This is a genomic window from Serratia sp. BNK-10 (assembly GCF_047456065.1).
In the GTDB taxonomy this organism is placed as follows: Bacteria; Pseudomonadota; Gammaproteobacteria; order Enterobacterales; family Enterobacteriaceae; genus Serratia; species Serratia ureilytica.
Genome location: NZ_CP179894.1, coordinates 4,017,685 through 4,043,779 on the forward strand (window position 1 = coordinate 4,017,685; position 26,095 = coordinate 4,043,779).

Below are 26,095 nucleotides of genomic sequence, written 5' to 3' on the forward strand. Positions count from 1 at the left end.
CTACGACCTTGCCGCCGCCATCAAAGCCTCGATGGCATCGGCGTCTTTCACCACGGTGGCGGTCAGGTTTTCATTGCCGCCGGCGGTGATCACGATATCGTCCTCGATGCGGATGCCGATGCCGCGGTACTCCGCCGGCACGTCCGCATCCGGCGCGATGTACAGCCCCGGCTCCACGGTCAGCACCATGCCCGGCTCCAGCAGCCGATCGCGGCTCGGCGTGCCGTAGTGGCCAACGTCGTGCACGTCGAGACCCAGCCAGTGGCTCAGCCCGTGCATGAAGAACTGACGGTGCGCCTGCTCGGCGATCAGCAGGTCGACTTCACCTTTCAATACGCCCAGCTCCACCAGCCCGACCACCATGATGCGCACCACTTCGTCATTGACTTCGCGAATGCTGGTGCCGGGTTTGAACAGTCCCAAAGCGCGCTGCAGCGACGCCAGCACAATGTCGTACACCGCGCGCTGCGGCCGGCTGAACTTGCCGTTGACCGGGAAGGTGCGGGTGATGTCGCCGGCGTATCCCTGGTACTCGCAGCCCGCGTCGATCAACACCAGATCGCCGTCGCGCATCTGGCTCTCGTTCTCGGTGTAGTGCAGGATACAGCCGTTTTCGCCGCTGCCGACGATGGTGTTGTAAGACGGGTAACGGGCGCCGAGGCGGGTGAACTCATGATGAATTTCCGCTTCCAGCTGGTATTCGAACATGCCCGGACGGCATTTTTCCATCGCGCGGGTGTGCGCCAGCGCGCTGATCTCACCGGCGCGGCGCATCACCGCCAGCTCTTCCGGCGACTTGAACAGCCGCATGTCGTGCAGCCACGGCCGCCAGTCGGTAACGGTGGCCGGCGCCTGCAGGTTCTGGCGGAACCCCTTGCGCAGCTTGTCCAGCGCGCTGAACAGGATCTGATCGGCATAGGCGTATTCGCCCTGCGCGTGGTAGACCACGTCCAGACCGTTAAGCAGCAGGTGCAGTTGGTCATTGATTTCATCGAACGGCAGCGCGCGATCCACGCCCAGCTTTGCCGGTGCGGCGTCTTGCCCCAGGCGGCGGCCAAACCAGATTTCCGCCGTCAAATCGCGCACCCGGTTGAACAACACGCTGTGGTTGTGCGTTTCATCGCTTTTAATCAGCACCAGCACCGCTTCCGGCTCATTGAAGCCGGTCAGGTACCAAAAATCGCTGTTCTGCCGGTAGGGATAGTCTGAATCTGCACTGCGCGTCGTTTCCGGCGCAGAGAAAATAACCGCCGCACTGGCCGGCGCCATTTTCGCCAACAGCGCCTGGCGGCGGTTGTTGAATTCCTGCTGAGTCATTACCTTCTCCTGAAATCATGCCATCCGCACCGCCGGCGGAGAGGCGATAGAACGTTTAGTGCAGCGTCGGTTTGATATTTTCCGGCGCCGTCGGTTTGTGACGGGTGAATTCGCCGTGGCACATGATGGCAGCGACCCGCACATACTCCGCCACTTCTTCCAACGACTGTTCCAATTCTTCCTGATCTTCGTCTTCGTCGTAGCCCAGCTGCGCGATATTGCGCAGATCGTCGATCGCTTCACCGACTTCGTCTTTCACCTGAGCCAGCTTCGGCTGCATCATGCCCAGACCGAGCAGGAAGTGGTTGACCCAACCGGCCAGCGCGTCGGCGCGATCGAACACGCTGACGATCTCCCCTTCAGGCAGCATCAGTTGGAACAGGAATTCGTCATCTTCCAGCGTGTCACGCGTCGCTTCATACAGCTGCTGCAACGGTTGGCTGAGCGCCTGCGGGAAGGCGACGCCTTCGTTGGTCAGATCGTGCACCAGCGCCTGCCAGCCGGCATCACGGCTGCCGCCGCACAGCAGGCCGCTGATCAGGCCGTGCATTTCTGCCGCGGTCAGCGCCACCGACTGCTGGTTGAGGGCCACGGTCAAAGATTGGTAACTTGGAAATGTATTCTGTATAGACATGCGCATTCGTCATCGTTGGCAGGATAAGTTCGTGTTATGCTACCACCAAGGTCCGTCGCTATACCAGATAAGCGCGACACCTCAGTGGCTAGTTATAATCGCGATGTGGCAGGTTTCACACTGCGCCGGCGGGTGACGAAAGTGCGGTAAATACGCATTTTGAAACCCTTTTTTGACTGGCAATGTCCGCCACAGTAGATTACAACCAGGTACTGAAAAAGGGGTTGTATCTTGGTACCGAGGTATATATAGTGGCGCCCGCTTTGACGGCCCGGCCCGGGCGGACAAGGCTGGCGCGAAATTTAGGCAGGAAGGTGGCATGTCTGCACAACCGGTAGATATTCAAATTTTTGGCCGCTCGTTAAGAGTCAATTGCCCGCCAGAACAACAAGATGCGTTGAATATGGCGGCGGACGATCTTAACCAACGGTTGCAAGATCTTAAAGTTCGCACTAGAGTCTCCAATACTGAGCAACTGGTTTTCATCGCGGCATTGAACGTCTGTCACGAACTTGCTCAAGAACGGTTGAAAACCCGTGACTATGCGTCCAATATGGAACAACGCATACGGATGCTGCAGCAGACCATTGAACAAGCGCTGCTTGAACAAGGTCGCATCTCTGAACGTCAGGATGCACAATTCGAATAACTTAAGTTGTTGAAAGCCAAGTTTTCGGCAACGAGTACAAAATTTCTCTGAGATGTTCGCCAGCGGGCCAGTCCCCTGAGCCGATATTTAGTACAAACAGAATGTGTTGCTCCGCGATCGGTGAGCACGCTCGGTGCGCCGAGAAGCCTTAAGATTGCGACGGCACGTTCACCTTGAACCATGGGTTCAAGGGTTACAGCCTGCGACGGCATCTCGGAGATTCCCCTTCTCAGCGGTTTTGTGTGCTGAACGCCACACTGAGCAAGCCTGATACGATGTCTTTTCAATCCCAATTCGCGCAGCAGCGCCAAGCCATTCGTCAACTCATTCGCCAACGTCGGCGCGAGCTTACGCCCGAGCAGCAACGCTTTGCCGCAGAAAAGATAACCGAACGCCTCACCGCACACGCGCGCATTCAAGCGGCGCACAACATCGCGGTCTTCCTGTCGTTTGACGGCGAACTCGATACCGGGCCGCTGATCGAGCGTCTGTGGACGCTCGGCAAACGGGTTTACCTGCCGGTGCTGCATCCGTTCAGCCCGGGACACCTGTTGTTCCTGCGCTATGCGCCGGAAACGCCGCTGGTGCGCAATCGCTTCAATATTCTCGAGCCGCGTCTCGATGTGCGCCAGGTGTTGCCGCTGGGTGAACTGGAGGTGGTGCTGACGCCGCTGGTAGCATTCGATCATACCGGACAGCGTCTGGGCATGGGCGGCGGCTTTTACGATCGCACCCTGCAAAACTGGCGCAGCGGCGGCCCCTATCCCATCGGCCTGGCCCATGATTGCCAGCAGGTGGAGCACCTGCCGACCGAACACTGGGATATCCCGCTGCCGGAAATCCTCACCCCGCTCTGCAGCTGGGCGTGGCGGGAGCCCAAATAGCAAAAGGCCGGATCGCTCCGGCCTTTTTCGTTGCGGCGAGCCGCCGAATCAGAACAGCAGACGGGCGCGAATGGTGCCGTCGATGGCCTTCATGCGCTGCAGCGCGGCGTCGGCGCGCGCGGTTTCCGCTTCGATGTCGATCACCACATAGCCAATTTCCGGCCCGGTTTGCAGATACTGCGCGGCGATGTTAACCCCCTCTTCGGCGAAGATCTGGTTAATCTGCGTCAGCACGCCCGGACGGTTTTCATGGATGTGCAGCAGACGGCTGGCGTTCGGGCCATGCGCCGGCAACGACACTTCCGGGAAGTTGACCGCCGACAGGGTCGAACCGTTATCGGAATATTTCGCCAGCTTGCCGGCCACTTCGTCGCCGATGTTTTCCTGCGCTTCCTGAGTGGAACCGCCGATGTGCGGCGTCAGCAGCACGTTATCGAACTCACACAGCGGCGAGTTGAACGGATCGCTGTTGGTCGCCGGTTCTTCCGGGAAGACGTCGATCGCCGCCCCCGCCAGGTGATTGCTGGCCAGCGCGTCGCACAGCGCGGGGATATCCACCACGGTGCCGCGCGAGGCGTTGATCAGAATAGCGCCCGGTTTCATCAGCGCCAGCTCTTCCGCCCCCATCATATTCTTGGTCGCCAGCGTTTCCGGCACGTGCAGCGTCACCACGTCGCTCATATTGAGCAGATCGGACAGATGACGCACCTGTTGCGCGTTGCCCAACGGCAGCTTGTTCTCGATATCGTAGAAGAACACCTTCATGCCCAGCCCTTCGGCCAGAATGCCCAGCTGGGTGCCGATATGGCCGTAGCCGATGATGCCCAGTTTTTTGCCGCGCGCTTCATAGGAGCCCACGGCCAGTTTGTGCCACACGCCGCGGTGCGCCTTGGCGTTGGCGGCCGGAATGCCGCGCAGCATCAACAGCAGCTCGCCCAGCACCATTTCGGCCACGGATCGGGTATTGGAGAACGGGGCGTTGAAGACCGGAATGCCGCGTTTGGTCGCCGCTTTCAGGTCAACCTGGTTGGTGCCGATGCAGAAGCAGCCCACCGCCACCAGTTTTTCTGCGGCGGCGAACACCTCTTCGGTCAGATGCGTGCGCGATCGGATGCCGACGAAGTGCGCATCGCGGATGGAGGCCTTCAGCGATTCGGTGTCTAACGCACCCTTGTGGTATTCGATGTTGGTATAACCGGCGGCACGCAAATTATCGACCGTGCTCTGATGAACCCCTTCCACCAACAGGAATTTAATCCTGTCTTTCTCCAATGATACTTTTGCCATTTACCCGACCCTATGTTCAGACTTCAGAAGCGGCTGTGACGACACAGCTCCCATCCAACATAACAAAAATAACGCAGGCGGCAATACAAACGATTGCCTGCCCGGCAGGACAAGGCGCAGCGTTGATGGCGGTTTACGGCAGAAAATGCCATAGGGAAAGTTTTCGGCAGAAGCTTTGGGGAGTCAGTTTTCACAATGTGACATAAGTCACCAAATTTGCCGCTTTTTAGAAAAGATGTTTTAACCGAAGAAATATGCGGCCCGGCACAGCCGGGCCACAGGCCGCAGAGGCTTATTTGACCACTTTCACGCCTTCCGGGGTGCCGACCAGCGCCACGTCCGCGCCGCGGTTGGCGAACAGCCCCACGGTCACCACGCCGGCGATGCCGTTGATCTTGTTCTCCAGCGCGATGGCATCAGTGATGCTCAGGTTATGCACATCGAGGATCACGTTGCCGTTGTCGGTCACTACGTTCTGGCGATACTCCGGCAGGCCGCCCAGTTTCACCAGCTCGCGCGCCACATAGGAGCGGGCCATCGGGATCACTTCCACCGGCAGCGGGAATTTGCCCAGCACGTCCACCTGCTTGCTGGCGTCAACGATGCAGATGAATTTCTTGGCGATGGCGGCGATGATCTTCTCGCGCGTCAGCGCCGCGCCGCCGCCTTTGATCATCTGCATGTGGCCGTTGATTTCGTCCGCGCCGTCCACGTAGATATCGAGCGAGTCCACTTCGTTGCTGTCGAACACATGGATGCCGAGGCTTTTCAGCTTGGCGGTGGAGGCGTCTGAGCTGGACACCGCGCCTTCAATCTGGTGCTTGATGGAGCCCAGCGCGTCAATAAAGTGGGCGGCGGTAGAGCCGGTGCCCACCCCGACGATGGTGCCCGGCGTCACGTATTCCAGCGCCGCCCAGCCCACCGCTTTTTTCAGTTCATCCTGCGTCATAATATGTCCCTTGCCTCTGTACGAAAACGTGTGCGTATTATAGGGTAAAACGCTGTTTTTCACGCCGGCAGGATCACACTTATTTACCGCAGCCCGCATTTTTACCCGCTTGGCGGCGAGCTGGGGGCGTGATTTTTCCACCTGCGCCGCACGCAAAATGTGGCATAGTGCCGGTATCATTCTAATTTAAGGGATATCTTTCCGATGAAACGCCCAGACTATCGTACGCTGCAAGCGCTGGACGCGGTGATCCGTGAGCGCGGCTTCGAGCGCGCCGCGCAAAAACTCTGCATCACGCAATCGGCGGTATCCCAACGCATCAAACAGCTGGAAAACCTGTTCGGCCAACCGCTGCTGGTCCGCACCGTGCCGCCGCGCCCGACCGAACAGGGGCAAAAGCTGCTGGCGCTGCTGCATCAGGTGGAGCTGCTGGAAGAAGAGTGGCTGGGCAACGACACCGGCGTCGATACGCCGCTGCTGCTGTCGCTGGCGGTCAACGCCGACAGTCTGGCAACCTGGCTGCTGCCGGCGCTGAAGCCGGTGCTGGCGGACTCCCCCATTCGTCTGAATCTGCAGGTGGAAGATGAAACCCGCACCCAGGAGCGGCTGCGCCGCGGCGAGGTGGTGGGCGCGGTGAGTATTCAGCCGCAGCCGCTGCCGAGCTGCCTGGTGGATCGGCTGGGGGCGCTAGACTACCTGTTCGTGGCCTCCAGCGGCTTCGCCGAGCGCTATTTCCCGAACGGCGTCACCCGCTCCGCGCTGTTGAAAGCGCCGGCGGTGGCCTTCGATCATCTCGACGACATGCACCAGGCATTTCTGCAGCAGAACTTCGATCTGTCGCCGGGCAGCGTGCCCTGCCACATCGTGAACTCATCGGAAGCCTTCGTGCAGCTGGCCCGTCAGGGCACCACCTGCTGTATGATCCCACATCTGCAGATCGAAAAGGAGCTGGCATCCGGCGAACTGATCGATCTGACGCCGGGGCTGTACCAGCGCCGTATGCTGTACTGGCACCGCTTCGCGCCGGAGAGCCGCATGATGCGTAAAGTGACCGACGCGTTGCTGGAGCACGGTCACCAGGTGCTGCGCCAGGATTAAAACGAAAAAAGGTTCGCCGCAGCGAACCTTTTCTGCATGAGAACACCCTTACTGCGCGGCGTTGCGCTGCAGCTCGAACACCACATCCACCTGATCGTCGAAGTGAATGCTTTGCTGTTCATAGGTTTGCGCCGCGTCGTTTTCCGCCGCCGCGCCGGCCGCCTTATACATCCGCGCCACCGGCATCGGCTGGTAGTTGGCGACCCGGTAGCGAATGCTGTAGACCGGCCCCAGCTTGGCGTGGAAGCCCTTGGCCAGGGATTCGGCCTGCTGAGTCGCGTTCTCGATCGCTTTTTGCCGCGCCTGCTCGCGATACACGTCCGGCTTGGCGACGCCCAGCTCCACCGCGCGGATCTCGTTCAGGCCGGATTTCAGCGCGCCGTCCAGCAGCTCGTTCAGCTTGTCCAACTGGCGCAGGGTCACCTGCACCTGGCGCACCGCCCGGTAGCCCTTCAGCACCGACTCGCCGGTTTTCAGGTAATCGTATTCCGGCTGGGTGCGCAGGTTGGCGGCGCTGATGTCTTTCTTCTCGATGTTGTTTTTCTGCAGGAAATCAAAGTACTGCGCCACGCGCTCGTCCACCTGCTTCTTCGCCTGGGCGGCGTCTTTGGAGGAAACGCTCACTTCGATCGCCAGAGTGGCGATATCCGGCGTGGCGTCCACGCTGGCGGTGCCGGAGGTGACGACGTGCGGCCCTTCAGGCAATTCAGCCGCCTGCAGCGCCATCGGTAGCGTCCCTAATCCGACCATTGCGGCCATAGCCAATGCTTTTAGCTTCACAGTGTCTCCTTAATGACAGGGTGTCTCTGATCGCCGGCTTTTCCCTGCGAGAACCGCCGGTTTCCTGGCATCAAACGTAGCATATCGCACGGCGTTTTGAATTCGGATTAGTGACAAATTCTTATAAATTTGCCCCCTGCCAGGCCAGCTGCAGCGCGATGCCCCACATCACCAGACCGACCAGCGCGTTGATGATGCGCTGCGCCCGCTGGGTGTTCAGCCACGGCGCCAGCCAGGAGGCCAGCAGCGCCAGGCCAAAGAACCACACCGCCGACGCGCTGACCGCGCCAAGCGCGAACCAGGAACGCACGTCCGCCGTCAGCTGTCCGCCCAGGCTGCCGAGCACCACGAAGGTGTCCAGATAGACGTGCGGATTCAGCCAGGTGACCGCCAGCATGGTGACCACGATGCGCCAGCGGCTCTGCGCCAGCTCCTGCGCCGCGGCCTGCGCCGGTTGCGGGCTGAAGGCGGAACGGAACGCGCCCCAGCCGTACCACAGCAGAAACGCCACCCCGCCCCAGGTCACCAACGCCAGCAGCAGCGGCGAGCGGGTCAGCAACGCGCTGCCGCCGAAAATACCGGCGCAGATCAGCACGATATCGCTCAGCGCGCACAATGAGGCGATCATCAGATGATACTGACGGCGAATGCCCTGATTCATCACGAATACGTTCTGCGGGCCCAGCGGCAGGATCATGGCGGCGCTCAGGGCAAAGCCCTGCAGGAAGACGGCTAGCATGGGAAATTCCTCGAATGATAAAAGGCGCCGGACGTGGGCGCGTATCGGTCAACACGCGCATCATACGAGGAAGCGATCATTAGGTGAAATTGATGTTTCTAATCAAGTATCAGAGATGCTAATACCCTGTGGGCGCCAGGCCAGCGCCGCCAGATTCGCCCATCGGCGAAAAATTCGCTATCATCCGCCCCTCTCCCCTCCAGCCGGCCGACCGATGTCTACGATTACCGATACCTTCATCGCCCCGCCCTGTCATGACCAGATAGAGATCCTCTATCAGGACGATCATCTGGCACTGATCAATAAACCCGCCGGGTTGCTCAGCCTTTCGGGCAAAAATCCGCAAAATCTCGACTCGGTGCACTATCGGCTGGTGCAGATCTTCCCCGGCTGCACACTGGCGCACCGCCTGGATTTCGGCACGTCCGGGTTGATGGTGGTAGCCCGCAATAAGGCCGTCAATGCCGCGCTCTGCCGGCAGTTCAGCGAGCGCACCGTCGGTAAAGTCTACAGCGCGCTGCTCTGCGGCCATGTGGCGGATGACGAAGGGGTGATAGACGCGGCGATCGCCAACGATCCGGCGCTGTTCCCGCTGATGTCGATTTGCGCCCTTCACGGCAAGCCCGCTCGCTCCCGCTATCGGGTCGTCGAGCGTTTTTATCGTGAAACGGAAGGCGGGATCTCGCTGCCGCTGACGCGGGTGCAGCTTACCCCAGAGACTGGGCGCACCCACCAGCTGCGTATTCACAGCCGGCAATTGGGCCATCCCATTTTAGGCTGCGATCTGTATGGCGGGCGCCTGCTGCCGGGTACCGAGCAGACGCCGCGGCTGATGCTGCACGCCAGCGAACTGGACTTTGTGCACCCCATCCGCGGAGAGCGGATAACCGCTCGTCACGCCGCGCCGTTCTGAACGCGGCTTACCACATCAAATCGTCAGGCACTTTAAAGTCGGCGTACGGATCGTCTTCATCCTGCTCTTCCTGACTCAGCGCGCTGTGCAACACAATGCTGCCCGCATCGCGCTGCGCGATTTTATCGGCGACGCTCGCGGGGATAATCGCGTATTCACACTCTTCCCGGTTCTCGACCACCAAGCGGGCAATGGCGAGGCGGCCATTGATCAGTTGGGTCTGCGTCGCCTTATCCACCAGGATTTTTTTGATCAGGTTGCCGTCGGTGAAGTTAAAACCGATATCGCCTTTCGCCAGCACGATGCGATTCATCTCGATCAGTTGCTTCACCTGCGCCTTGTATTCTTTGGACAGCGCGGCTTGCTTTTGCTGCTCGTTCAACTGCTTATCGCGCTCAAGCTGCGCCTTTTTATTCTCTTCCACCGCCTCTCTGGCCTCGCGGGCCTGAACGCGTGATTTTTTAGCCGTTCTTTGGACTTTGGCCATTTTCTTGCTGGTTACCAAGCCCGCTTTGAGCATCTGCTCTTGTAAGGTGAGTTTTGTCATGTTCGTGTCTGAAGCCGTGGGATCATGGAGGGATTATACCCGTAATTTTTCAGGCTGCACCAGGTTGCCGGCGCAACCCACCGGCGGTTTGCGCCGCAGAGCAACGGCGGTAAAACGGCCCGAACGCCCGATCATGAATACCGCTCATGTGGTAATGAAATTAAGTCTCTTTCACTCCCTCCGGGACTCTGGCAAAAATAGACCTCATTAACGACAGACAATATGAAATCGGCTGAATAAAAAAATAGAAAAACAAGCCATTGAAAGAAATGGATAAATCCAGCCTTCATATCATATAACAGGATGCTATAAGACGATGAATACAGACTTTACCTTTACGATTAAGAGCAGTTCTTTCGACGAAGATTATAACCCTTCTGAAAATACGCGTATCACCACCAACTTTGCTAATTTGGCCAGAGGGAAAAACCGCCGGGAGAACCTGCGCAACACGTTGGTGATGATCGACAATCGCTTTAATGCATTAGCCTATTGGGATAACCCCAAGGCCGATCGCTACTCTGTCGAGCTGGAAATCATCTCGGTTGAGATGCGCATCGAAGATCAGGGCGCCAGCTTTCCGGTTATCGAAATCCTGAAAACCAACATCATCGATAAAAAAACGCAAAAGCGTATCGAGGGCATCGTCGGGAACAATTTCTCGTCTTACGTGCGCGATTACGACTTTAGCGTCTTGCTGCCGGCGCACAATAAAAACACGGCGGAATTTACCATTCCGGATGATTTTGGCGATTTGCACGGCAATATCTTTAAGCACTTCGTCAATTCAAACGAATACCATGAAAATTTCAGCAAACCGCCGGTGATCTGCCTCAGCGTATCCAGCAAAGACACCTACCATCGGACGGGTAATCAACACCCGGTCTTGGGCGACGAGTATCGGCAAGACGGCGCTTCATTGACCGACCGGTATTTTAAAAAAATGGGCCTGCAGGTGCGCTATTTCATGCCGAAAAATAGCGTTGCGCCCCTGGCCTTTTATTTCCCCGGGGATTTGCTGAGCGATTACACCGACCTGGAACTGATCGGCACCATCAGCACGATGGAGACCTTCCAGAAAATCTATCGGCCTGAAATTTACAATGCCAACTCGGCGGCGGGGCAATGCTATCAGCCAAGCCTGAATAACCAGGATCATTCATTAACCAAGATTGTTTACGATCGCGAAGAGCGTAGCCAGTTAGCGATTGAGCAGGGGAAATTTACGGAAGAGCAATTTATCAAACCCTATAAGCCTATTCTTGAGCAATGGTCTGCTCACTACGCGCTTTGATTCACTTAAATACAGGTCACCTATCATGAAAATATTGCTCCCCACATCGACCGCCGGTAGCTTGCCCAAACCGGTCTGGCTGGCCCAACCGGAAACCCTGTGGTCGCCCTGGAAATTGCAGAATGAAGAACTCATCGAAGGGAAACAGGACGCCCTGCGTTTGTCACTGGCAGAGCAACAACAGGCCGGCATCGATATCGTCAGCGATGGCGAACAAACCCGTCAGCACTTCGTCACGACGTTTATCGAGCATCTCAGCGGCGTCGATTTCGAAAAACGCGAAGTGGTTAAAATCCGCAATCGCTATGAGGCGAGCGTGCCGACGGTCGTGGGGGCGGTCTCGCGTCAAAAACCCGTTTTCGTTGAAGACGCCAAATTTTTACGCCAGCTGACCACACAGCCGATTAAATGGGCCCTGCCGGGGCCGATGACCATGATCGACACGCTCTATGACAACCACTATAAAAGCCGCGAGAAATTGGCTTGGGAGTTCGCGAAGATCCTCAATCAGGAAGCCAAAGAGCTCGAGGCCGCAGGCGTCGACATTATTCAGTTTGATGAGCCCGCATTTAATGTGTTCTTTGACGAGGTGAATGACTGGGGTATCGCCGCCCTGGAAAGAGCCATTGAAGGGCTTAAGTGTGAAACCGCCGTGCATATCTGCTATGGATATGGGATTAAAGCCAATACCGACTGGAAAAAGACGCTGGGCTCGGAATGGCGACAATATGAAGAGGCGTTTCCGAAACTGCAAACGTCCAACATCGATATCATCTCGCTGGAGTGCCATAACTCGCACGTGCCCATGGATCTGCTTGAACTGATCCGCGGCAAAAAGGTGATGGTCGGCGCCATCGACGTAGCGAATCATGCCGTTGAGACGCCGGAGGAAGTGGCCGACACGCTGCGCAAAGCGCTGCAGTTTGTCGATGCCGACAAACTCTATCCGTCGACCAACTGCGGCATGGCTCCCCTGCCTCGTCAGGTCGCCCGCGGCAAGCTGAATGCGTTAAGCGCAGGCGCCGAGATCGTGCGCCGAGAGCTGTTAGCCAAATAACCTTGCCTGCGCCCGCCACAGACACCTCCTGCGGCGGGCGATTATCAGCAATTCCCCCTCCCCGCAACGCCCCCGCTCTGGTGTATACTCGGATTTCTACGCGATGCCAGCCACAGCGGTTTTGGTTCAGGCCTGGCCTGAACAGCCCTCAGCCAGCCCACACCAGCCGAATAACAGTGGAATAACCATGAGCCCAAATACCGCTCGCATCAGCGAAATCATCGATCGCGCCAGGATCTCCCCCTACCAAATCCTGATCCTGACCCTGTGTTTCCTCATTGCCCTGCTGGATGGCTTTGATACCGCCATCATCGGCTATATCGCGCCGGCACTGCGCGAAGAGTGGGATCTGCTGCCCGCTCAGCTCTCTCCCGCCTTCGGCGCGGGGCTGTTCGGCCTGCTGATCGGCAGCCTGCTGTTCGGGCCGATCGCCGACGCCCTCGGCCGCAAACGCGTGCTGCTCGTCGCGGTACTGGTGTTTGGCGGCTGTACTCTGGCTTCGGCCTATACGCATTCGATCGAATCCCTGACCCTGCTGCGCTTCATCACCGGCATTGGCCTCGGAGGCGCGATACCGACCTGCATCACCCTCAGCTCGGAGTACTCACCGGCGCGCCGCCGCATGCTGATGGTCACCTTGAGCTGGAGCGGCTTTACCGCCGGGTTAGCCCTGGGCGGCCTGCTGGCCGGGCAGATCATCCCGGCGTTCGGCTGGCGCGGCCTGCTGCTGGTCGGTGGCATCGCGCCGTTGGCGCTGCTGCCGTTGTTGGCCTGGCAGATGCCCGAATCAGTACGCTTTATGGCCGCCAGCGCCAAACATGCCGATCGGCTGCGACGGGTGGTCGAACGCATCACCGGCCAGCGTTGGACGGGGATAACCATCGTCGATGACGAGCGCCCGGCGCAGGCCAGGTCGCCGATATCACACCTGTTTATCGAAGGCCGCGCCGTACGCACCCTGCTGCTGTGGGCGGCGTTCTTCTGTTCGCTGTTCGTGTTCTACCTGCTCACCAGCTGGCTGCCGACCCTGCTCAAAGACGCCGGTTACGACATCGCCCACGCCTCGCGCATCGGCGCGATGGTGCCGCTCGGCGGCACCCTGGGCGCCATCCTGATGGCGCTGCTGATGGATCGGATCGGGCCTTACCGCGTACTGGCCGTCTCCTACCTGGGCGCCGCGCTGGTAATTGGCGCGACCGGGTATCTGATGGGCAACGTCTACACGCTGGCCGCCGTCGTGTTCCTGATCGGCTTCGGCGTGGCCGGCGCGCAAAACGGCCTGAACCTGGTTTCAGCCACCCTTTATCCGACCGCAGCCCGCGTCACCGGCGTCAGCTGGGCCATGGCCAATGGCCGCTTCGGCTCAATTGTCGGCTCGATGCTCGGCGCCTGGATGATGGCCGCCGCCGGCTCGACGGAAGTGTTCTTCCTCTGGCTGGCGCTGCCGGCGCTTCTGGGCGCCGCCGCCATCTTCCTGCTCTATCGCCTCAGCCTGCGCCGCCGCACGCCGCTCACCGAACCGGCTGCGGGTATCTGACCTCGCGGAAAATAAAAGGCCGAGACGCCATCGGTAGCGTCTCGGCCTGCAGTAAAAAAGGGGGCCAAGGCCCCCTTCTGTGTTATTCCGCCTTGGCGGAAGCGTCTTCGGTACGATACAGGTGCACATCCATCTGCGGGAACGGAATGCCGATGTTGTGGGCATCCAGCGCGCGCTTGAAGTTTTCCATCAGATCGAAGTACACGTTCCAGTATTCCGCGTTGGTGGTCCAGGAACGGGTCACGAAGTTCAGCGAGGACGGCGCCATCTCGTTCAGACGCACGGTCACGCCTTTGGCGTGCATGATGCGTTTGTCGGCGGCGATCACGTCGCCCAGCACCTTCTTCACCACGTCGATATCGGCGTTGTAGGCCACGCCCACCACGATATCCACGCGGCGGTTCGGTTCGCGGGAGTAGTTGATGATGTTGCCGGCGATGATTTTACCGTTCGGCACCACGATGGTTTTGTTGTCGGCGGTGCGCAGGGTGGTGGAGAAAATCTGCACCTGATCGACGGTACCGGCCACGCCGCCCAGATCGACATATTCACCCACGCGCAGCGGACGGAAGATCACCAGCAGAACGCCGGCGGCGAAGTTGGACAGCGAGCCTTGCAGCGCCAGGCCGACGGCCAAACCGGCGGCACCCAGCACCGCGATCACCGAGGTGGTCTGCACACCGACGCGCCCCAGCACGGCGATGAAGGTGAACGCCAGCACGCCGTAACGCACGATCGCCGACAGGAAGTCGGCCACCGTGGCGTCGATGCCGCGCAGCTTCATCACGCGGTTCAGCGCATTGCCGACCACGCGGGCCACGATCGAACCGATGATCAGGATAACGATGGCGGCGACGATATTCACCGCGTACTGGATCAACAGATCCTGATTCTTCACCAACCAGTCGCCGGCACCGTTGATGCCGTCTACTACATTCAAATCTTTCATTCGTGTCGTCCTAACTCAGTCCCTAACGGGAGAAACTCGCAAAAATACACTGGCCTCGGCGGCCAGTAGGAAACCACGCCTAAGGGTAACCAACATTAAAGGCTCATGCCAACCATCAGCATTAAAAATAGCCGAAACCGCCCGCCGCTTCTTCTATGCTGAGAACAGCGCGTTGGCCATTTCACGACAAGGGATCCGTTCTTCATGCACATTCGCTCTTCGCTCAAACACTATTGGCAAGTGCGGCCCAGGCTGCTGTTTTCCGTCGGCGCCGGGCTGCTGTGCTTTCTGCTGCTGCCCGCCCAGCTCTCGCTGCTGCAACGCTTGATGATCGGCTGGAATACGCTGGCCTGGCTCTACCTGCTGTTTCTCTGGCGGCTGATGCTGGTCAGCACGCCGCAGCACATTCGCCAAATCGCCCGGCGGCAGGACGAAAGCGCCAGCATGGTGCTGGCGTTAGTCAGCCTCGGCTGCCTGGTCAGCTTACTGGCGATCCTGTTTGAATTGAGCAGCGCCAAACAGGTGGCCGGCTCTCTGAAGACGCTGCATTTGCTCCTGACCGGCGCCACGCTGGCGGTCTCCTGGCTGCTTCTGCCGACCGCCTTCACCATGCACTATGCTCATCAGTTTTATCGCCAGGGCGCACAGCAGGATCCTTTGCCGCTGCTGTTCCCCGGCAATCTCGCCGATCCCACCTATCTGGATTTCGCCTACTTCTCCTTCACCATCGCGGTCGCGTCGCAAACTGCCGACGTGGCGGTCGGCGCCGCGGAGGTACGTAAAATCGCGCTCGTGCAGTCGGTTATTTCGTTCGTGTTCAACATGCTGATCCTGGGCCTGTCCATCAACGTCGGCGCCGGCCTGTTGGGCTGAAAACGAAAAAGGCTCCCCGCAGGGAGCCTTGTACATAATGCAACAGGTGCCGAAGATTACAGAACGTCTACCGCGTTCAGATCTTTGAAGGCCTGCTCCAGACGCGTCACCATACTGGTTTGCGCTGCGCGCAGCCATACGCGTGGATCGTAGTATTTCTTGTTAGGCTGATCGGCGCCTTTCGGGTTGCCCAGCTGGCCCTGCAGGTAAGCTTCGTTCGCTTTGTAGTACTGCAGGATGCCGTCCCAGGTCGCCCATTGGGTGTCGGTGTCGATGTTCATCTTGATCACACCGTAACCCACAGACTCTTTGATCTCTGCATCGGTAGAACCGGAACCGCCGTGGAACACGAAGTTCAGGCTGTTGTGCGGCAGGTTGAATTTCTTGGACACGTAATCCTGAGAATCGCGCAGGATGGTTGGAGTCAGCTTAACGTTGCCTGGCTTGTACACGCCGTGCACGTTACCGAACGATGCAGCGATGGTGAAGCGCGGGCTGATGGCGTTCAGTTTTTCGTACGCGTAAGCCACGTCTTCCGGCTGGGTGTACAGAGCGGAAGCGTCCATATGGCTGTTGTCCACGCCATCTTCTTCACCGCCGGTGCAGCCCAGTTCGATTTCCAGCGTCATGCCGATTTTGGCCATGCGCTTCAGGTAGGCGCTGCAGATCTCGATGTTTTCTTCCAGAGACTCTTCAGACAGATCGATCATGTGGGAAGAGAACAGCGGTTTGCCGGTAGCGGCGAAGTGTTTCTCGCCGGCGTCCAGCAGGCCGTCCAGCCATGGCAGCAGTTTCTTCGCGCAGTGGTCGGTGTGCAGGATCACCGGCACGCCGTAGTGTTCAGCCATCTGGTGAACGTGGTGTGCGCCGGAGATAGCGCCCAGAATCGCTGCGCCCTGAGGCTCATCGGTCTTCACGCCTTTGCCGGCGATGAATGCGGCGCCGCCGTTGGAGAACTGAACGATGACCGGCGCGCGCACTTTAGCCGCGGCTTCCAGCACTGCGTTGATGGAGTCGGTACCCACGCAGTTTACCGCTGGCAGCGCAAAGTTGTTCTCTTTAGCAACTGCGAAGACTTTCTGAACGTCATCACCCGTGATGACACCCGGTTTTACGAAATCAAAAATTTTAGACATGTTACTTTGTCCTGTTTCGTCGGCCGTAGATGGATGTAAATCGATGTTTTCACGCCGCGCAGCATTTGCCGCGCGGTATAAAACAAACGGGCGGCTTTCGCCTCCCGTTGTCTGAATTACTGCTTAGCGCGCTCTTCCAGCATCACGACTGCAGGCAGCGGTTTCCCTTCAACGAATTCCAGGAATGCGCCACCGCCGGTGGAGATGTAGGAGATTTTGTCAGCGATACCGAACAGATCGATGGCTGCCAGAGTGTCGCCGCCGCCAGCGATAGAGAAAGCGTCGCTATCGGCGATCGCGCGGGCGACAATTTCGGTGCCCTTACGGAAGTTAGGGAACTCGAATACGCCAACCGGGCCATTCCACAGAATGGTTTTGGCGTTCTTCAGGATAACGGCCAGACGCTCGGCAGAGACGTCGCCCATATCCAGAATTTGCTCGTTGTCCTGGATCTCGTTGGCCTGCTTCACGGTCGCGGTCGCGGTCTCAGAGAACTCGGTCGCCACGCGCACGTCGGTCGGCACCGGAATGTCGCAGGTTTCCAGCAGTTTCTGCGCGTTCGGGATCAGATCCGGTTCGTACAGGGACTGGCCCACGTTGTTGCCCTGCGCCGCCACGAAGGTGTTGGCGATGCCGCCGCCGACGATCAGCTGATCGGCGATTTTGGACAGGGAATCCAGCACGGTCAGTTTGGTGGAGACTTTAGAACCGCCCACGATGGCGACCATCGGACGGGCCGGGTTGCCCAGGGCTTTGCCCAGCGCTTCCAGCTCGGCGGACAGCAGCGGGCCGGCACAGGCGACAGGCGCGAACTTGCCCACGCCGTGGGTGGAAGCCTGCGCGCGGTGCGCGGTGCCGAACGCGTCCATCACGTACACGTCGCACAGCGCCGCGTATTTCTTGGACAGGGTTTCGTCATCTTTCTTCTCGCCCTTGTTGAAACGGACGTTTTCCAGCACCACCAGTTCACCTTCGGCGACGTCGACGCCATCCAGATAATCCTTCGCCAGACGCACTGGGGATTTCAGGTGATCTTTCAGGTAGTTGACCACAGGCAGCAGGGAGAATTCTTCGTTGTACTCGCCTTCGGTAGGACGACCCAGGTGGGAGGTTACCATCACGCGGGCGCCTTGCTTCAGCGCAGCTTCGATAGTCGGCAGGGAAGCGCGGATACGCGCGTCGGAAGTCACTTTACCGTCTTTTACCGGCACGTTCAGATCGGAGCGGATCAGTACGCGTTTACCCGCCAGATCCAGATCGGTCATCTTAATTACAGACATGGTGAACCCTCTTTATTGAATCTCTATAAAATTGCCTGAGCAGCGCGCCAATCACGCCGGCGCCGCCGTACTAGAAACCGCTGGCGGCCATTGCCCGTGTTGTATCCAACATCCGATTGGCAAAGCCCCATTCATTGTCGCACCAGACCAAGGTCTTTATCAGGTGCTGCCCGCTGACCCGGGTCTGCGTACCGTCGACGATAGCGCTGTGCGGGTCATGGTTAAAATCGATCGAGACCAATGGTAATTCCGTGTAGTCAACTATACCACGAAATGATTCCCGTGCGGCCTTTTGCAACAGCTGGTTGACCTCCGCCACCTTCACCGCGGCGCTCACGCTGACGCTAAGATCGATAGCCGTCACGTTGATGGTCGGCACGCGCACCGAGATAGCCTCGAAGCGATCGCAAAACTGCGGGAAGATGCGGGTGATGCCCGCGGCCAGTTTGGTATCGACCGGAATGATCGACTGGCTCGCCGCGCGGGTGCGCCGCAAATCCGCGTGATACGCGTCGATCACCGGCTGATCGTTCATCGCCGAGTGAATGGTGGTCACGGTGCCGGACTCGATGCTGTAGGCGTCGTCCAGCAGCTTGATCACCGGAATAATGCAGTTGGTGGTGCACGAGGCGTTGGACACGATGCGATGTTCCGCCAGCAGCGTCTGATGGTTGACGCCGAACACGATGGTGGCGTCCAGATCGTTGCCGCCCGGATGGGCGAACAGCACTTTCTTCGCCCCCGCCGCCAGATGGGCCTCGCCATCCGCCCGGCTGCCGTACACGCCGCTGCAGTCCAGCACCACGTCGACGCCCAGTTCGCCCCAGGGCAACTGCTCCACCGCCGGCTGATGCAACAGGCGAATCGCGTCGTCTCCGACGCTCAGCGTGTCGCACTCCTGCCGCACATCCCAGGCGAAGCGGCCATGGCTGGAGTCGTACTTCAGCAGATGGGCCATGCCTTCGGCGTTCGCCAGCTCGTTGATCGCCACCACGGAGATTTCCGCCCGTCGGCCCGATTCGTACAGTGCGCGCAATACGCTGCGGCCGATGCGGCCAAAGCCGTTTATCGCTATGCGGATGGTCATGCTGCTCCTGAAAAAGGGCCGTCCACGCCGGGTTGACTCACCGGCGCCGCCCGGCGCTGACTGGTTGTCTCACTAACCCGCATAGAGTAGTGGATCGTACCGCCCGCTGTGAATCGCCGAGTTTGCATTATTCCCGCGCTTCAGCGGTTTTTCACCGCCGTCACATCGGCATTTCTGTCGAAGAGTGCTTCAACTGAAACGCTTCAGCTGAGCATAAACCAAAGTTTTGGCAAAAGGAACACGTGCGACAGTTCCTCAGGTAACGGACGGGAATTTTACGAGCATAAGATGATCTGGCGCACATTTTTGGCCTTAAGACCGCGACGGATTTTCACTCGCCGGCACCGTTTCGCCGTAGTGCTCACGAAAATAGTCGCGCAGAAATTCGACGGTCACCCGCACTTTCGCCGACGTTGCCAGCCGGGAAACGTACACCGCCCAGATATTGGCCGGCTGATAATACTCCGGCAGGATGTGCACCAGTCGGCCGCTGTCGATGTTCTCTTTCACGTCCCAGGCGGAACGCAGCGCGACGCCCTGCCCGTCCAGGCACCACTGATGCACGATCTCGCCGTGGTTCGACGCCAGCGCGCCCGTCACCTTTACCGTTTCTTCACCGCTCGGCCCCTGCAGCCGCCACAGCCCGAACGGATGATCGCGTTCTTTGATCACCAGACAGGAACGGCCCGCCAGCTCCGCCGGGTTTTTCGGCGCCCCGTGGCGCTGCAGGTACGCCGGCGAAGCGCACAGGATGCGCTGGTTGTCCGCCAGCTTGCGCGCAATAAGATTGGGGGCGATATCGTCGCCGATGCGGATATCCAGATCGAAACCTTCGCTGACCAGATCCACCAGCCGATCGGAAACGTCGAGCCGCAGTTCCAGCTGCGGATACTGCCGCGCCAGCGCCGACAGCGCCGGTGCGACGAAACGCCGGCCAAAGCCGAAGCTGCTGACCACCCGCAGCATGCCCTGCGGCGCCTGGCGCACTTCGGACAGCTCGTCCATCATCTGATCGACATCGTTGAGAATGCGCTGCGCCCATTCGTAGATGCGCTCGCCGTCTTCGGTGATCGCCACCCGCCGCGTGGTGCGGTGCAGCAACGACACGTCCAGCGTCTTCTCCAACAGCGCGATGCGCTTGCTGATAAAGGCCGGCGAAACGCCCAACTCTTCGGCGGCGGCGGCAAACCCGGCGCGGCGCGCCACCAGCACGAACACCCGCAGGTCACTCAGGATCGGCATATTGTTCATGATTCGTGTTTTATGTTTCACCGTTTTCAGGATTGATTAACAGTTAGTCAATTATAGGATAACAGTGTTGTCAATCTCCCCTACCTACAAATGAGACCTCTGTATGAGTAAAACTTACAAGATTGCCGCCATCCCCGGGGACGGTATCGGGCGGGAAGTGTTGCCGGAAGGCATACGAGTATTGCAGGCGGCGGCGGCGCGCTGGGATCTGTCGCTGGAATTCGCCACCTTCGAGTGGGCCAGCTGCGACTACTACCAGCACCACGGCCAGATGATGCCGGACGACTGGTTCGAGCAACTGAAAGGCTTCGACGCCATCTATTTCGGCGCCGTCGGTTGGCCGGACACGGTGCCCGACCATATCTCGCTGTGGGGTTCGCTGCTGAAATTCCGGCGCGACTTCGAACAGTACGTCAACCTGCGTCCGGTGCGGCTGTTTCCCGGCGTGCCCTGCCCGCTGGCGAACAAGCAGCCGGGCGATATCGATTTCTACGTGGTGCGCGAAAATACCGAAGGGGAATACTCCTCGCTCGGCGGACGGATGTTCGAAGGCACCGAACGCGAGATGGTGATCCAGGAATCGGTCTTCACCCGTCAGGGCGTGGACCGCATCCTCAAGTACGCCTTTGAGCTGGCGCAACAGCGCCCGCGCAAACGCCTGACCGCCGCCACCAAGTCCAACGGCATGGCCATCAGCATGCCGTACTGGGATGAGCGCGTGGCGGAGATGGCGCGCCAATACCCTGATATCACCTGGGACAAACAGCACATCGATATTCTGTGCGCGCGTTTCGTGCTGAACCCCGAACGCTTCGATGTGGTGGTCGCCTCCAACCTGTTCGGCGATATTTTGTCGGATCTCGGCCCGGCCTGCACCGGCACCATCGGCATCGCCCCCTCGGCCAACCTGAACCCGGAGCGCAACTTCCCGTCGCTGTTCGAGCCGGTGCACGGCTCAGCGCCGGACATTTTCGGCAAAAACATCGCCAACCCGATCGCCATGATCTGGAGCGGCGCGATGATGCTGGACTTCCTCGGCGACGGCGATGCCCGCTACCGCCAGGCGCACGACGGCATCCTGCAGGCGATTGAGCGCATTATCGCCGACGGGCCGCGCACGCCGGACATGCGCGGCGACGCCTCCACCCAGCAAGTCGGCCAGGCGATCGCCGCCCTGCTGCAACGCTGAACGCCGCAGATTTTTCCGCGCAGGGCGCCCTTCCGCGCCCTGCTTTGCCACGTCCGTTTTTCCGCTTCGATCGCTGCCGCAAATCCGTTGAAAACCACCGCAGAAGGCACGCCAATACCCCGGTCAAGATCACAACAAATTGTTTACATACTGTGTTTTATCCTTTTACAGATGCCCCAATTGTGGCCCTCCTGTAATTTGTGCACACTCGAAAATGTTAATGAAGAGTGAATATTCCCAGTAGCGACCTACCGGGCCGTTTGCTCCTCGCGGTGTAACAAAACAAATGGTTCAAGCCAATAAGGCCCGGGCGCACCCTACGCTTTGCGCACCGGCCCACCACCGATAACAGGAGTTCACTCCCATGCAGAGCAATCCCAAAAAGGATGTCACGCTCATCGCCATCAGCCTGTGCAGCATTGCGCTGATCGCCCTTTGCCTGATGCTCTTTCCGGCTCAATCCGCGCTTATCGCCAACACCATTTTCAACGGCGTCACCCGGCTGTTCGGTTCAACCATTCAAATCCTGGTGCTGATCGCCCTGCTGGTGGTGCTGTATCTGGCGTTGAGCAAATACGGCAATATCCGCCTCGGCGAAGGCAAACCGCAATACTCCACGCTGGCCTGGCTGTTCATGTTCATCTGCGCTGGCCTGGGCTCGTCCACCCTGTACTGGGGGGTGATGGAATGGGCGTATTACTACCAGACGCCGGGGCTGAACATCGCGCCGCGCACCCCGAAGGCGCTGGAATACAGCATCAGCTACTCCTTCTTCCACTGGGGCCTGAGCGCCTGGGCGACCTACGCCCTCGCCTCGCTGATCATGGCCTATCACTTCCACGTGCGTAAGAACAAAGGGCTCAGCCTGTCGGGGATCATTTCCGCCATCACCGGCGTGCGCGCCAACGGCCCGGTCGGGCGGGCGGTGGATCTGATCTTCCTGGTCGCCACCGTCGGCGCCCTCACCATTTCACTGGTGCTGACCGCCTCCACCTTTACCCGCGGGCTGACGGCGCTGACCGGCATCCCGGACAACTTCGCGGTGCAGGCGACGGTGATCCTGCTGGCAGCGGTGATCTTCTGTCTCAGCTCTTACATCGGCATCGACGGCGGCATGCAGCGCCTGAGTAAAATGGTCGGCTGGGGCGCATTCGCTTTCGCCGGGCTGGTGCTGCTGGTCGGCCCGACCGAATTCACCATCAACAACACCATCAACGCCATCGGCCTGACGGCGCAAAACTTTCTGCAGATGAGCCTGTTCACCGATCCGATGGGCGACGGCAGCTTCAGCCGCAGCTGGACGGTGTTCTACTGGCTGTGGTGGATCTCCTATACCCCGGGCGTGGCGATGTTCGTCACCCGCGTCTCGCGCGGACGCAAGATTAAAGAAGTGATCTGGGCGTTGCTGCTCGGTAGCACCCTCGGCTGCTGGTTCTTCTTCGGCTCGCTGGAAAGCTACGCCATGCACCAGTTCATCAGCGGGCAGCTCAACGTGCCGGAGATCCTCAGCACCCAGGGCGGCGAAACCGCCGTGCAGATGCTGCTGACGGCGCTGCCGCTCGGCAAGCTGTTCCTCGCCGCCTATCTGTTCATCATGATCATTTTCCTGGCCTCGCACATGGACGCCGTGGCCTACACCATGGCCGCCACCAGCACCCGCAACCTGCAGGAGGGGCAAGATCCCAGCCCGATGCTGCGGCTGTTCTGGTGCGTGGTGATCACCCTGATCCCGCTGTCGATCCTGTTTACCGGCGCCTCGCTGGACACCATGAAAACCACGGTGATCCTGACCGCACTGCCGTTCCTGCTGGTACTACTGGTGAAAACCTACGGTTTCGCCCGCTGGCTGAAGCAGGACTACGCGGCCATCCCGGCGCACCTGATCGAAAGCAGCCCGCCAACGCTGCCCGAAGCGCCGCCGGCCGGCGAACTCTCCGCTCCATCGTCGTATCAACCGCGCCCTATGGCGAAATGACAATAAGAAAAGAGGAAGGTTAACTTATGAGCACGCTGATCCCTGAATTTACCTTACCGAAAGATTTCTGCGCCGACGCACGCGAGGCCTACACCATACCGGCCCGGTTCTACACCCACCAGGCGGCGTTCGAGCACGAAAAAGAGCAGGTGTTCGCCACCAGTTGGATCTGCGTGGCGCACCGCAGCGAGCTTGCCCAACCGAACGACTACATCACCCGCGAGATCATCGGTGAAAACATTCTGGTGGTGCGCGGCCGCGACAACGTGCTGCGCGCCTTTTACAACGTCTGCCCGCACCGCGGCCACCAACTGCTGGCGGGCGACGGCCGGGCGAAGAACGTCATCACCTGCCCTTATCACGCCTGGGCGTTCAAGCTGGATGGCGAGCTGGCGCACGCGCGCAACTGTGAAAACGTGCAGAACTTCGATAAAGAAAACTCGCACCTGGTGCCGGTGCGGGTTGAAGAGTACGCCGGGTTTATTTACGTCAATCTGGACTCGCAGGCCGGCACGGTGGAAGACCAACTGCCGGGCCTCGGTGCCAAAGTGCGCGAAGCCTGCCCGCAGGTCGACGATCTCAAGCTGGCGGCGCGTTTCGTCACCCGCACCCCGGCCAACTGGAAGAACATCGTCGACAACTACCTCGAGTGCTACCACTGCGGCCCGGCGCATCCCGGTTTCGCCGACTCGGTGCAGGTCGATCGCTACTGGCACACCCTGCACGGCAACTGGACGCTGCAGTTCGGCTACGCCCGTCCCTCCGAGCAGTCGTTCAAGTTTGAAGAGGGCAAAGAATCCAGCTTCCACGGCATCTGGCTGTGGCCGTGCACCATGTTCAACATGCCGCCGCTGGAAGGCATGATGACGGTGATCTATGAGTTCCCGGTCGATGCGGAAACCACCCTGCAGCACTACGACATCTACTTCACCAACACCGATTTGAGCGACGAACAGCTCAAACTGATCGACTGGTACCGCGACGTGTTCCGCCCGGAAGATTTGCGGCTGGTGGAAAGCGTGCAAAAAGGCCTGAAGTCGCGCGGCTATCGCGGCCAGGGGCGCATCATGGCCGACGGCGCCGGCAGCGGCGTCAGCGAACACGGCATCGCCCACTTCCACAACCTGCTGGCGCAGGTTTATCAACCTTGATGCGACGGGGCCCGCGGGCCCCTTTCCCCTGACTTGTGAGGTTCTTGTGAAAATTTCCGATCGGGCGCTATTCCGCCAACAGGCATATATCAACGGCCAATGGCGCGACGCCGACAACCAGGAAACCCTGCCGGTGAGCGATCCCGCCACCGGCCAACTCATCGGCAGCGTGCCCAACATGGCGACGGCCGAAACCCAACGGGCGATCGACGCCGCCCAGCAGGCGCTGGAAGGCTGGCGCGCGCTGCCGGCGCAACAGCGCGCGCAGCTGTTGCGACGCTGGTTCGAACTGATGCTGGAGCACCAGCAGGATCTGGCCAACCTGATGACGCTGGAGCAAGGCAAACCGCTGGCGGAATCGCTGGGCGAGATCCGCTACGCCGCCTCCTTTATCGAATGGTTCGCCGAACAGGCCAAGCGCGCCAACGGCGACATCATTCCTTCGCCGAGCAGCGATAAACGCCTGATGGTGCTGAAACAGGGCATCGGCGTGTGCGCGGCGATCACGCCCTGGAACTTCCCGGCGGCGATGATCACCCGCAAGGCCGCGCCGGCGCTGGCGGCCGGCTGTACGCTGGTGGTCAAACCCGCCAACGAAACCCCTTATTCGGCGCTGGCGATGGCCGAGCTGGCCGAGCGCGCCGGCATTCCCGCCGGGGTGTTCAACGTGGTGACCGGCAACTCGCAGGCGATCGGTGCCGAGCTGACCCGCCACCCGCAGGTGCGCAAACTCAGCTTTACCGGCTCCACGCCGGTGGGCAGGCTGCTGATGCGCCAGAGCGCGGACACCATCAAGAAAGTGTCGCTGGAGCTGGGCGGCAATGCGCCGTTCATCGTATTTGACGATGCGGACATCGATGCCGCAGTGGAAGGCGCGCTGATCGCCAAGTATCGCAACGCCGGGCAGACCTGCGTCTGCGTCAACCGGTTCTACGTGCAGCGCGGCGTTTACCCGCAGTTCGCCGAGAAGTTTGTCGCCCGCGTGGCGGCACTGCAGGTCGGCAACGGCTTCGAAGCCGGCGTACAGATTGGCCCGCTGATCAATCGCAAGGCGCGCGATAAGGTGTTGGAGCTGCTCGATGACGCGCTGAGCAAAGGCGCTCAGGTGCTGACCGGCGCCACGCCGCACGCGCTGGGCGGCAATTTCTTCACCCCGACGGTGCTGGGCAACGTGCAGCCCGGCTCGCTGCTGCTGGAAGAAGAGATCTTCGGCCCGGTCGCGCCGCTGGTGATATTCGATGACGAAGCCGAGGCGATCCGCCAGGCCAACGACACCATTTACGGCTTGGCCGCTTACTTCTACACCCGCGATGCGGCGCGCATCTGGCGCGTTTCGGAACGGCTGGAGTACGGCATGGTCGGCATCAATACCGGGCTTATCTCCAACGAGGTGGCGTCGTTCGGCGGGGTGAAACAGTCGGGGCTGGGGCGTGAAGGCTCCGAATACGGCATCGAAGACTATCTGGAGCTCAAATACCTGTGCCAGGCGGTATAACTTTTTCATGCGCGGGGACGCCCG

The 26,095-nt window shown here is 59.7% G+C and carries 24 protein-coding genes and 1 other RNA gene; 13 read left to right on the forward strand and 12 right to left on the reverse strand.

The annotated features are described in order from the left end of the window. Complete coding sequence (gene pepP, locus ACMGG9_RS19340; RefSeq protein WP_414161644.1) at positions 1 to 1,317, reverse strand: Xaa-Pro aminopeptidase; 1,317 nt, start codon at positions 1,315 to 1,317, stop codon at positions 1 to 3. 55 nt (positions 1,318 to 1,372) lie between these two features. Continuing rightward, positions 1,373 to 1,951, reverse strand: a complete 579-nt coding sequence (locus ACMGG9_RS19345) for a YecA family protein (protein ID WP_004931622.1) — start codon at positions 1,949 to 1,951, stop codon at positions 1,373 to 1,375. A gap of 319 nt (positions 1,952 to 2,270) precedes the next feature. Here ACMGG9_RS19345 and zapA point away from each other — a divergent pair, with 319 nt between their 5' ends. The 3 genes from zapA to ACMGG9_RS19360 all read left to right on the forward strand — a co-directional run bounded on the left by zapA (position 2,271) and on the right by ACMGG9_RS19360 (position 3,484). Continuing rightward, on the forward strand, positions 2,271 to 2,600 hold the full coding sequence (gene zapA, locus ACMGG9_RS19350) for a cell division protein ZapA (RefSeq protein ID WP_004931621.1): 330 nt from the start codon (positions 2,271 to 2,273) through the stop codon (positions 2,598 to 2,600). A gap of 41 nt (positions 2,601 to 2,641) precedes the next feature. Beyond that, positions 2,642 to 2,824: non-coding RNA, 6S RNA (gene ssrS / locus ACMGG9_RS19355), on the forward strand. Between the two features lie 51 nt (positions 2,825 to 2,875). Next, positions 2,876 to 3,484 carry a 5-formyltetrahydrofolate cyclo-ligase gene (locus tag ACMGG9_RS19360; RefSeq protein WP_033644747.1) on the forward strand — a complete coding sequence of 203 codons (609 nt, stop codon included), beginning with the start codon at positions 2,876 to 2,878 and terminating at the stop codon, positions 3,482 to 3,484. Positions 3,485 to 3,532: 48 nt separating this feature from the next. Here ACMGG9_RS19360 and serA read toward each other — a convergent pair whose 3' ends face one another. Together serA and rpiA are read right to left on the reverse strand one after the other, a co-directional pair. Further along, the gene (serA, locus tag ACMGG9_RS19365) at positions 3,533 to 4,771 is read right to left on the reverse strand and encodes a phosphoglycerate dehydrogenase (RefSeq protein WP_025304156.1); all 1,239 of its coding nucleotides are present in this window, start codon (positions 4,769 to 4,771) and stop codon (positions 3,533 to 3,535) included. Positions 4,772 to 5,063: 292 nt separating this feature from the next. Then, a complete protein-coding gene (gene rpiA, locus ACMGG9_RS19370) occupies positions 5,064 to 5,720 on the reverse strand; it encodes a ribose-5-phosphate isomerase RpiA (RefSeq protein ID WP_025304157.1) in 657 nt (218 codons plus the stop codon). 204 nt (positions 5,721 to 5,924) lie between these two features. On the opposite strand from rpiA, the gene ACMGG9_RS19375 reads away from it, so the two are divergent. After that, on the forward strand, positions 5,925 to 6,818 hold the full coding sequence (locus tag ACMGG9_RS19375) for a LysR family transcriptional regulator ArgP (RefSeq protein WP_004931613.1): 894 nt from the start codon (positions 5,925 to 5,927) through the stop codon (positions 6,816 to 6,818). A 48-nt stretch (positions 6,819 to 6,866) separates the two neighbouring features. Here the strand turns inward: ACMGG9_RS19375 and ACMGG9_RS19380 are convergent, their stop codons facing one another. After that, a complete protein-coding gene (locus ACMGG9_RS19380) occupies positions 6,867 to 7,598 on the reverse strand; it encodes an oxidative stress defense protein (protein ID WP_031300626.1) in 732 nt (243 codons plus the stop codon). A 121-nt stretch (positions 7,599 to 7,719) separates the two neighbouring features. Continuing rightward, positions 7,720 to 8,337 carry an arginine exporter ArgO gene (gene argO, locus ACMGG9_RS19385; protein WP_004931603.1) on the reverse strand — a complete coding sequence of 206 codons (618 nt, stop codon included), beginning with the start codon at positions 8,335 to 8,337 and terminating at the stop codon, positions 7,720 to 7,722. A gap of 214 nt (positions 8,338 to 8,551) precedes the next feature. Between argO and ACMGG9_RS19390 the strand changes: the two genes are divergently transcribed. Continuing rightward, a complete protein-coding gene (locus tag ACMGG9_RS19390; protein ID WP_147881098.1) occupies positions 8,552 to 9,250 on the forward strand; it encodes an RluA family pseudouridine synthase in 699 nt (232 codons plus the stop codon). A gap of 7 nt (positions 9,251 to 9,257) precedes the next feature. Here ACMGG9_RS19390 and ACMGG9_RS19395 read toward each other — a convergent pair whose 3' ends face one another. Then, positions 9,258 to 9,797 (reverse strand): DUF2058 domain-containing protein, encoded by a 540-nt coding sequence (locus ACMGG9_RS19395; RefSeq protein WP_047573752.1) that lies wholly within the window; start codon positions 9,795 to 9,797, stop codon positions 9,258 to 9,260. Between the two features lie 316 nt (positions 9,798 to 10,113). On the opposite strand from ACMGG9_RS19395, the gene ACMGG9_RS19400 reads away from it, so the two are divergent. The 3 genes from ACMGG9_RS19400 (at position 10,114) to ACMGG9_RS19410 (ending at position 13,685) form a co-directional block, all read left to right on the forward strand. Further along, positions 10,114 to 11,091, forward strand: a complete 978-nt coding sequence (locus ACMGG9_RS19400) for a DUF1852 domain-containing protein (protein ID WP_033644742.1) — start codon at positions 10,114 to 10,116, stop codon at positions 11,089 to 11,091. Positions 11,092 to 11,116: 25 nt separating this feature from the next. Next, a complete protein-coding gene (locus ACMGG9_RS19405; protein ID WP_033644741.1) occupies positions 11,117 to 12,148 on the forward strand; it encodes a methionine synthase in 1,032 nt (343 codons plus the stop codon). A gap of 187 nt (positions 12,149 to 12,335) precedes the next feature. Next, the gene (locus tag ACMGG9_RS19410; protein ID WP_414161645.1) at positions 12,336 to 13,685 is read left to right on the forward strand and encodes an MFS transporter; all 1,350 of its coding nucleotides are present in this window, start codon (positions 12,336 to 12,338) and stop codon (positions 13,683 to 13,685) included. An 82-nt stretch (positions 13,686 to 13,767) separates the two neighbouring features. Here the strand turns inward: ACMGG9_RS19410 and mscS are convergent, their stop codons facing one another. After that, complete coding sequence (gene mscS, locus ACMGG9_RS19415; RefSeq protein WP_015378992.1) at positions 13,768 to 14,634, reverse strand: small-conductance mechanosensitive channel MscS; 867 nt, start codon at positions 14,632 to 14,634, stop codon at positions 13,768 to 13,770. 204 nt (positions 14,635 to 14,838) lie between these two features. Between mscS and ACMGG9_RS19420 the strand changes: the two genes are divergently transcribed. Continuing rightward, complete coding sequence (locus ACMGG9_RS19420; RefSeq protein WP_096242579.1) at positions 14,839 to 15,507, forward strand: DUF1345 domain-containing protein; 669 nt, start codon at positions 14,839 to 14,841, stop codon at positions 15,505 to 15,507. Positions 15,508 to 15,563: 56 nt separating this feature from the next. On the opposite strand, the gene fbaA is transcribed toward ACMGG9_RS19420, so the two are convergent. The 4 genes from fbaA to ACMGG9_RS19440 all read right to left on the reverse strand — a co-directional run bounded on the left by fbaA (position 15,564) and on the right by ACMGG9_RS19440 (position 20,282). Then, positions 15,564 to 16,643: a class II fructose-bisphosphate aldolase gene (gene fbaA / locus ACMGG9_RS19425; RefSeq protein ID WP_414161646.1), complete on the reverse strand. Its 1,080-nt coding sequence runs from the start codon at positions 16,641 to 16,643 to the stop codon at positions 15,564 to 15,566. Between the two features lie 116 nt (positions 16,644 to 16,759). Further along, positions 16,760 to 17,923, reverse strand: coding sequence for a phosphoglycerate kinase (gene pgk / locus ACMGG9_RS19430; protein ID WP_025160206.1), 1,164 nt, complete (start codon positions 17,921 to 17,923; stop codon positions 16,760 to 16,762). A gap of 70 nt (positions 17,924 to 17,993) precedes the next feature. Then, positions 17,994 to 19,010, reverse strand: a complete 1,017-nt coding sequence (gene epd, locus ACMGG9_RS19435) for an erythrose-4-phosphate dehydrogenase (RefSeq protein ID WP_004931582.1) — start codon at positions 19,008 to 19,010, stop codon at positions 17,994 to 17,996. 312 nt (positions 19,011 to 19,322) lie between these two features. Further along, complete coding sequence (locus ACMGG9_RS19440) at positions 19,323 to 20,282, reverse strand: LysR substrate-binding domain-containing protein (RefSeq protein WP_273974485.1); 960 nt, start codon at positions 20,280 to 20,282, stop codon at positions 19,323 to 19,325. Between the two features lie 82 nt (positions 20,283 to 20,364). Here ACMGG9_RS19440 and ACMGG9_RS19445 point away from each other — a divergent pair, with 82 nt between their 5' ends. The 4 genes from ACMGG9_RS19445 to ACMGG9_RS19460 all read left to right on the forward strand — a co-directional run bounded on the left by ACMGG9_RS19445 (position 20,365) and on the right by ACMGG9_RS19460 (position 26,071). Then, positions 20,365 to 21,450: a tartrate dehydrogenase gene (locus ACMGG9_RS19445; RefSeq protein WP_208061058.1), complete on the forward strand. Its 1,086-nt coding sequence runs from the start codon at positions 20,365 to 20,367 to the stop codon at positions 21,448 to 21,450. A 364-nt stretch (positions 21,451 to 21,814) separates the two neighbouring features. Next, complete coding sequence (locus ACMGG9_RS19450) at positions 21,815 to 23,425, forward strand: BCCT family transporter (RefSeq protein ID WP_033644733.1); 1,611 nt, start codon at positions 21,815 to 21,817, stop codon at positions 23,423 to 23,425. A gap of 26 nt (positions 23,426 to 23,451) precedes the next feature. Further along, positions 23,452 to 24,576: an aromatic ring-hydroxylating oxygenase subunit alpha gene (locus ACMGG9_RS19455; protein ID WP_033644732.1), complete on the forward strand. Its 1,125-nt coding sequence runs from the start codon at positions 23,452 to 23,454 to the stop codon at positions 24,574 to 24,576. A 46-nt stretch (positions 24,577 to 24,622) separates the two neighbouring features. Then, the gene (locus ACMGG9_RS19460) at positions 24,623 to 26,071 is read left to right on the forward strand and encodes an NAD-dependent succinate-semialdehyde dehydrogenase (RefSeq protein ID WP_414161647.1); all 1,449 of its coding nucleotides are present in this window, start codon (positions 24,623 to 24,625) and stop codon (positions 26,069 to 26,071) included. The last annotated feature ends 24 nt before the right edge of the window (positions 26,072 to 26,095 follow it).